The 7,821-nt window shown below is 43.1% G+C and carries 5 protein-coding genes, 3 pseudogenes and 1 riboswitch; of the genes and pseudogenes, 1 reads left to right on the plus strand and 7 read right to left on the minus strand.

The genetic code is table 11. The features are described from left to right. Positions 1 to 408, plus strand: a pseudogene (locus HT691_RS11335) (hypothetical protein); the annotation flags it as partial. On the opposite strand, the pseudogene HT691_RS06870 reads toward HT691_RS11335, so the two are convergent. The 7 genes and pseudogenes from HT691_RS06870 to HT691_RS06900 all read right to left on the minus strand — a co-directional run. Next, a pseudogene (locus tag HT691_RS06870) lies at positions 297 to 2,678 on the minus strand (ATP-dependent Clp protease ATP-binding subunit); the annotation flags it as partial. The pseudogenes HT691_RS11335 and HT691_RS06870 sit on opposite strands and share 112 nt — an antisense overlap. 1 nt (position 2,679) lies before the next feature. Then, on the minus strand, positions 2,680 to 3,138 hold the full coding sequence (locus HT691_RS06875; RefSeq protein WP_001211274.1) for a CtsR family transcriptional regulator: 459 nt from the start codon (positions 3,136 to 3,138) through the stop codon (positions 2,680 to 2,682). A gap of 122 nt (positions 3,139 to 3,260) precedes the next feature. Then, the gene (locus tag HT691_RS06880) at positions 3,261 to 3,986 is read right to left on the minus strand and encodes an ABC transporter ATP-binding protein (RefSeq protein WP_000136235.1); all 726 of its coding nucleotides are present in this window, start codon (positions 3,984 to 3,986) and stop codon (positions 3,261 to 3,263) included. Beyond that, a complete protein-coding gene (locus HT691_RS06885) occupies positions 3,986 to 4,993 on the minus strand; it encodes an ABC transporter substrate-binding protein (RefSeq protein WP_050261791.1) in 1,008 nt (335 codons plus the stop codon). Before HT691_RS06885 ends, HT691_RS06880 begins: the two co-directional genes overlap by 1 nt. A gap of 37 nt (positions 4,994 to 5,030) precedes the next feature. Next, complete coding sequence (locus tag HT691_RS06890) at positions 5,031 to 5,789, minus strand: ABC transporter permease (RefSeq protein ID WP_165778281.1); 759 nt, start codon at positions 5,787 to 5,789, stop codon at positions 5,031 to 5,033. Beyond that, entirely contained in the window at positions 5,752 to 6,042 is a 291-nt protein-coding gene (locus HT691_RS06895) for a thiamine-binding protein (protein ID WP_000647658.1), read from the minus strand. The genes HT691_RS06890 and HT691_RS06895 overlap by 38 nt, the downstream gene beginning before the upstream one ends. A 69-nt stretch (positions 6,043 to 6,111) precedes the next feature. Then, positions 6,112 to 6,214, minus strand: a riboswitch (TPP riboswitch). Positions 6,215 to 6,325: 111 nt separating this feature from the next. Next, positions 6,326 to 7,516, minus strand: a pseudogene (locus HT691_RS06900) (group II intron reverse transcriptase/maturase). Positions 7,517 to 7,821 lie beyond the last annotated feature (305 nt).

Consider the following 7,821-nt stretch of genomic DNA (forward strand, 5'->3'; position numbering starts at 1 on the left):
TATGCGCACCCCTATGCCTCTTGGGAAAGGGGAACTGATGAGAATCACAACAGGCTCATTCGGAGATGGTTACCTAAGGGAACTAAGAAAACGACTCCCAAAGAAGTCGCATTCATCGAAAATTGGATTAATAACTATCCTAAAAAATGCTTGAACTACAAATCACCCAGAGAAGACTTCTTCATGGCTAACTTGAACTTGAAATTTGGCAAAAGAGAATCAAGATTACTCCTGATTCTCCATTTTTATGCAATATCAAATTTTAACTGGCCTGCTTTGACACCAATCTTAAGTGTGCTGCCTGCCACTAAATCTCCCTTGAGAAGAAGTTCTGCCAACTTGTCCTCCACTTCTGTTTGCAGGGTTCTGCGAAGTGGGCGAGCTCCCATCTCTGGGTCATATCCTTGATTTGCTAACAATTTCAGAGCTGAAGCTTGTAATTTCAAGTCAATGCCTTTTTCAGCCAAACTTGCCACTAAAGGCTTGACCATAATCTTCACCACTTCCTGCATATGATCACTAGATAGGCTATGGAAGACCACCTTCTCATCAATACGGTTGATGAATTCCGGTCTATAAGCTTTTTTCAGTTCTTCAAACATGCGTTTTTCCATATTTTCCTGGTCAAAACGAATATCCTTAGCCCCAAAACCAACAGTCTTATCATCACGAAGGGCAGTCGCACCTAGGTTCGATGTCATAATGATAATGGTATTTGAAAAATCGACCTTGCGTCCCTTGCTATCGGTCAAGACACCGTCATCCAGAACCTGCAAGAGAACATTAAAGATATCTGGGTGAGCCTTCTCTACCTCATCAAAGAGGAGAACGGAATAGGGTTTATTGCGAACCTTCTCTGTCAACTCCCCACCTTCTTCGTAACCCACATAGCCTGGAGGAGCTCCATTTAGACGGCTGGCTGCGAATTTCTCCATATACTCACTCATATCAAAGCGGATAAGGGCTGATTCGTCATCAAAGAGAACTTCTGCCAAAGCCTTGGCCAACTCGGTCTTACCGACACCTGTGGGTCCTAGGAACATAAAGGAACCGATCGGACGCTTGTGACTGCGAATTCCTGACTGATTACGGCGAATCGCACGACTAATACTTGAAACAGCTTGATCTTGACCGATAACCCGTTTATGGAGTTCTGCTTCAAGATTTAGATATTTCTTAGCGTCAGTCTGAGTCAGCTTTTGAACTGGGATTCCTGACAAGCGACTCAAGGTGGTCAAAATATCAGACTCTGTCACCAAGTCTTTGTAGACAGGTACTTCCTCTTCTTTTGCGATTAGCTGGGCTGCCTGTTTCCACTTGCCATCCATCAGGGCCTTGTCAGCTGGACTCAAATCTGAATCGTCTGCTTTTACATGCTTTGCCTTATTTTGCACTGTTGCTGCTGCTTCGTCCAAGAGGTCGATAGCAGAGTCTGGCAAGTGACGACTGGTTAAATAACGATGAGCCATCTTAACCGCTGTTTCAACCGCTTCATCTGTGATTTGTACACGGTGATGTTTCTCATAAGTCGCCTTCAAACCTTGTAAAATAGTCATACTATCTGCCACACTTGGTTCTTCAATCGTCACTTTAGCGAAACGACGAGAAAGTGCCGCATCTTTTTCGATATGTTTTTGATATTCTTCCTGAGTAGTGGCACCAACCGTTCTCAAAGTTCCACGCGCCAAGGCTGGTTTCAAGATATTGGCCGCATCCAGAGTCGAATCAATCCCGCTACCAGAACCCATGATGGTGTGGAGTTCATCGATAAAGAGGATGACTTGGCCATCTTCTTCAATATCCTTGATGATATTGTTCATGCGCTCTTCAAAGTCACCACGGAAGCGTGTCCCTGCAACGACATTCATCAAATCAAGTTCTAACACGCGCATCTTAGCCATTTCCGCAGGCACGTCACCACTAGCAATACGCTGGGCAAGACCAAGGGCCAGAGCTGTTTTCCCGACACCAGCATCCCCAACCAAGACAGGGTTGTTCTTAGTCTTACGGCTCAAGATTTGAATCATACGTGAGATTTCCTTGTCCCGACCGATGACTGGTTCTAACTTGCCAGAACGCGCTTGCTCTGTCAAATCATGCGTATAATCCTCGAGACCACCACTCGGAGTCTGCGGCATGCCCATCATATTGGCCATAGAATTTTGCTTGTCAGCTACTGTACGATGGCGTTGGCGTAAAGCCTTGAGATCTTCACGAGTCCAGCCTGCCCGTTCTTCTAAATTTCGACGAAGAGCAGCAATCTTGACCTGATCTTTCTTGTCTTCATAAGAAAAACCAGCCCTCTCCAAGATACGAGTCGCCAAGGCATTGCCATCATGCAAAATCGCATAGAGGACGTGCTCTGTCCCTAGTACCTTAGCATGGACCACTGACGCTACATACTCTGCTTCATCAAAAAGAACCTGCAAACGACGGGAGAACGGCAATTCCGTAAAGGTTTCATCCTGGCTATAGTCCGTTTCAGTCAGTTCCAAAGCCACCTCTTCTAAACGGTCCATCTCATACGGATAATCATTTAAAGTTGCCCCTGCTACACTATAACTGTGATTAGACATGGCAATCAACAAGTGCCACGACTCTAGGTAACCAGCTCCAAAATGTCCAGCAACCATGTAGGCACTTTCGATACATTCATTCAATGCTTTTGAATAGTTCATCTTACTTCCCTTTTCTATCTACCTCTTGTATGACCTGACGTAGCATGTTTGCTCGAACAACTGGAGCTTCTTCTCCTAAAACGCGATCCAAAGCTACTGATTCTAGCAAATTCATCTCCTGCTTGGTCATCAATTCCTGCTCAACCAAAAGCTGGAGAATATCCTCATAAATTTCTTGACTGACTCGCTCACCAATCGAGTAAAGCAGCTCCCGGAGCATTTCATGATGACTAGAAAACTCAATCCGTCCTATACGAATGTAGCCTCCGCCACCACGCTTACTTTCAACCAAGTAGCCTCTACTTTCCGTAAAGCGTGTCTTGATCACGTAGTTAATCTGACTAGGAACAACCTGAAAGGTATCTGCCAACTGACTCCGTTGCAACTCCACGATACCAGATTGATCTAAAATCGCCTTGATGTAGGCCTCAATATGATCCGATGTATTTTTAAATCTCATTACAAACCCACCTCTCTCTTTAAACCTTGACTATCTTTGACTATTATACCGAAATTTTCTCATTTTTAAAAGAAAAAGGGCGCTGGTAAAGGATAATCTTCACCAACTCCCTATTTTTCTACTTATTCTAAGCCTAATTCTGCCAAGATTTGACGTTTGTAGGCAATCTTTTGGACTTCCTTGTCCTCATCTTCAGACCAGTCTAGTTTAATTTCTGAAACAATCTGCCCAGGGCGATTTTTCAAGATATAGATGCGGTCGCTGAGATTAAGAGCCTCCTCTATACTATGAGTAATAATCAATGTTGTCAAGTGCAACTGCTTGTGAATCTCAAGGTACCAAGCGTGTAGTTCCATCTTGGTCATCTCATCCAAGGCGCTAAAAGCCTCGTCTAAGAGAAAGAGCTTGTGCCCGAAAAGGTAAGTTCGAAGCAAGGCTACACGCTGGCGCATCCCGCCACTGAGTTCATGAGGGTATTTATCTCTTACAGCTGTCAACTGGAAGGTCGCAAGAATTTCATCCGCCCGGGCAATGGCTTCCGCCTTATCCACTTTTTGAATCAAGAGGGGCAGAATGATATTTCCAAGCACCGTCTTGTGCTCCAAGAGCAAGTCCTTTTGCAACATATAACTCACGCGCCCCTTGGGATTTTCTTCACCATCCAGGACAATTCTCCCAGACTGGACTTCTAAAATCCCAGCGATTAGATTAAAGAGAGTGGTCTTTCCAACACCGCTTGGACCTAGGATAGAAACCACTTCACCTGAAGTCACCTGCAGATTGATGTCCTCTAAAATCCTCTCCCGACCATAGGCATAACTGACGTGTTCTAGTCTTATTTCTGTCATTATTTCACAAATTCGTTGGTGAAGCCTTTATCTGTCAAATCTTCTTTAAGGATACCATTTTCTTTATCCCATTTGTAGAAGGCATTCCAGCGAGTTGCATCAAATTGACCCCATTTTTCCTTGTCGCTTGCGTATTCTTTTGACAAGTATTTTTGAGATTCGATGACAAAGTCACGTTTTTCCTGAAGTTCAGGTGCATTCTTGATGAGGATATCAGCCGCTTCTTCTGGATGCTCCATAGCATATTGGTAACCTTTTTTGATGGCTTGGATGACTTTACGAGCTTCTTCTTTGTTATCTTTCAGATAGTCGTTGTTTGCGATGATAACTGGTGAATAGTAGTCAAACTCCTTGACATAGTCTTTCAAATACATGAAGTTAGCATCTACACCTTGAGATTTAGCAAGTATACCATCCCAACCGTAGTAGATCCAAGCAGTGTCAAAGACACCATTGGCAATAGGTGTGATAGAGTTTGAGTCGTTATTTGGTACTTTTTCTACCTTCTCAAAGTCCCCACCTTGTGATTCTACCAATGTTTTCAACATAGCAAGTTCAGTTGGGTCATTCCAAGTCCCGTATTTCTTACCAACCAAGTCTTTTGGACTGCTTACATTGTCAGATTTACGTGAGATGATTCCTGATGTATTGTGTTCAACAATAGCTGCAACGGCAGTGATTCCTGCTCCTTTTTCCAATTTTTTAGCCATGTAGTCTTGGAAATACACTGCAAATGGTGCCTTACCATTGATAACCAAGTCAGATGAGCTTTCTTCTGGTGGCAATTTCAAATCAACATCCACTCCAGCTTCTTTGAAATAACCTTTTTCCTTGGCAACATATAGCCCTGTGTGGTTAGTATTTGGTGTCCAGTCTAGGATAAAGTCGATCTTCTTGAGTTCTGCCTCTTTGTTATCCTTAGAAGCAGTTCCTTGACCACAGGCCACAAGTACAACAGCTACAAGAGCTGTTAAAACAGTTAAAAACACTTTCCATGTTTTCTTCATTTTGATTTCCTCTTTTCTTTTTTGAAACATTCTAATTCTACGAACGTTTCCATTTAATAACATATTTTTCACTGACATCAACCAGCTTCATACCGAGAAGACTGATAATCGATACCAGAATAATAATAGCAAACATGGTATCATACTGAAACAGTTTCTTGGACTGAATCATGTAGACACCTAGTCCTTCAAAGCCTCCCAACCACTCAGATACCACTGTTGTGATAAAGGCGTAGGAGACACTGACCCTCAGACCTGCATAAAAGTAAGGCAGGCTGACTGGAATTTTAAAATGCCACAGGATTTGCCAAGGCTTGGCCCGCATCAGACTAAACAAGGTCAGCATATCCTTGTCACAATGCCTAAAGCCGTCCAAAATACTGACGATGATAGGAAAAGTGGTCGTCAAGATAATCAGGACAATCTTGGGCAAAATCCCATAACCGAGCCACAAGACCAAAATAGGGGCTATGGCAATGGTCGGGATAGTCTGAACGACCACCATCATAGGGTAAATCAGGTCATTGAGCCAAGTCAAACTATCCATGAGTACAGCCATGAGACAGGCAATCAAGACTCCCAAAATTAGACCTAGCAAAGCCACTCTCAACGTGGCCCAGCTATGGTGCCAGAGAAATTCTCTGTCACGAGCAAAGGCCTGGAGAATTTCAAAAGGTGTCGGCAGGATAAACTTGGGGAGAAGTTTAAGAAAACCTGCTAACTGCCAGATTGACAAGACTCCTAGAAAGCCCAATAGACTAATGTGTCGTCTCAGCATACTTTTCAAGCTTCTCATCAATACTTAAAATCTCTCCTACATTTATTTTGACATTGGCAAAGACATTATCTGCCTCCTGCCCTGCCACTTCCAGCGCTTCTTTTAGAATGCGCATAAGCTCATCAAACTCCCCTTCCAAGACCGTTTCAAATGGTGTCACCACCATGGTCACTTCTTGAGCTTGCAGATAAGCAATGACCTGATCAATAACAGCTATCCGATCAATCCCCTGTGCTAGGGGTAAAACTTGCAAGGCGATGCTTGCTTTCATAAAAACCTCCTCTTCTCGTTTTCCTTTGACAAAAAGAAAAACCTTTACCATATATGGAAAAGGTGCAAAATCAGACTAAGTATCGTTCCCTCCGCTGGCATTACCCAGATCAGGTGCGGTCGAAGTTTAACACTTCCTCTCAGACTGTACACAGACTCCCATATATTATATGTATATATGATAGCGCAAAATAAGAAAAATGTCAAGGAAATTGCTTAATCGAGTAGGGGATAATCTCTAGCCCCTCTCACACCACCGTACGTGCCGTTCGGCATACGGCGGTTCAACTAACTTTTAACACATGTCGTTCAAGGTAATAATCCAAACACGAAACCAGTCCACGTTTTTCAAGGACTGGTTTTGATATAGCACGTTTAGTACCGACTTCTGAGCTACTAATTGATAATGGTCACCCCAGCCAGATACCTTATCTGCTATCCATTTAGGAACTCCTAACTTAAGCAATCCCCATAGTCGTCTCGATTTCTTCTTCCATTGCTTCCAGATAATCACTCGTAGGCGAGTACGCAAGCGCTCATCTATGCTGGTGACAATACTTTTCATATTTCCCAATGAGAAATAGTTTATCCATCCTCGAATAGACAAATTCAGTTGCTCAATACGTCTTGTTAAGTCTATACTCCATTTCCTCTGTGTTAGTTTCTTCAATTTAAGCTTAAATCTCCGAACACTATCTTGATGGGGACGACTTTTCCAACCATCTGATGATTTCCAGAACCCAAAACCTAAGTATTTCAGCTCTCTTGGTCTGGTAATCTTAGTCTTGGTCATATTTACTTTCAAACCTAGCCGTTTCTCAATAAAACGACTGACTGAATACATCACACACTTAGCGGCTGCCTCGCTTCCGACCGTCATCACACAATCATCTGCGTAGCGCACAAATCGAAGTCCCCTCTTTTCTAATTCCTTGTCCAATTCATTAAGCATGACATTGGATAAGAGAGGAGATACATTTCCTCCCTGTGGTGTGCCAACTAGCGTTTTATGACGTTGACCATTAATGATAACACCTGAATGAAGATACTTACGAATCAAGGATTCCCTATCTCCGTCTTCGATAATGTTATGTACTAAGGACATCAATCTATCTTGAGGAACCCTATCGAAAAATTTCTCTAGGTCTATATCCACTATCCACTCATAGCCGTCATTTAAGTACTCTAAGAGCTTGGACAATGGCTTGTTGGATTATCCTATCCATCACTGTCGGAATCCCAAGCTGAAGGACACCTCCATTGGGTTGGGGGATTTCAACTCGCAGGACTGATTGAGGTTTGTATTTCCTCTGTTTTATCAGTTCTTTAGTCAGGCGCCAGTTTTGTCTGAGATAATTATCCATCTCTTCGATAGTCATTCCATCAATCCCAGCTGAGCCCTTATTGGATTTTCCTTGATTGTAGGCTTCCAGCATATTTTCGCGTGATACTATCTTATCTAGCAATTTTGACATGTGCCTATTCCTTTCTTGTTTTGGTGCCTGAGGGACATCTTATATTGGTGAACCTTCATCTAGTCAATACGTGACAGAGTCCAGTTCTATCAGACCGTTCGTTTTACAGACACAAGTGAAGTAGGATTACTTCGATCTGTCGTTTTCTCTTTCTAGCGACAGACCTCAAACAGTCTCTCCCCAGACTGTTTGAGTATTCACCCCTTCGCTCCACTTCCATTACAGAAGTTTCCTCACTACTATGGGTTCGGCTGACTTCTCATGATTCCTTGTTACTACGCTTTCAGCGCTCATGAGAGCTCACG

It is taken from the genome of Streptococcus sp. 477 (assembly GCF_013277295.1).
In the GTDB taxonomy this organism is placed as follows: Bacteria; Bacillota; Bacilli; order Lactobacillales; family Streptococcaceae; genus Streptococcus; species Streptococcus pseudopneumoniae.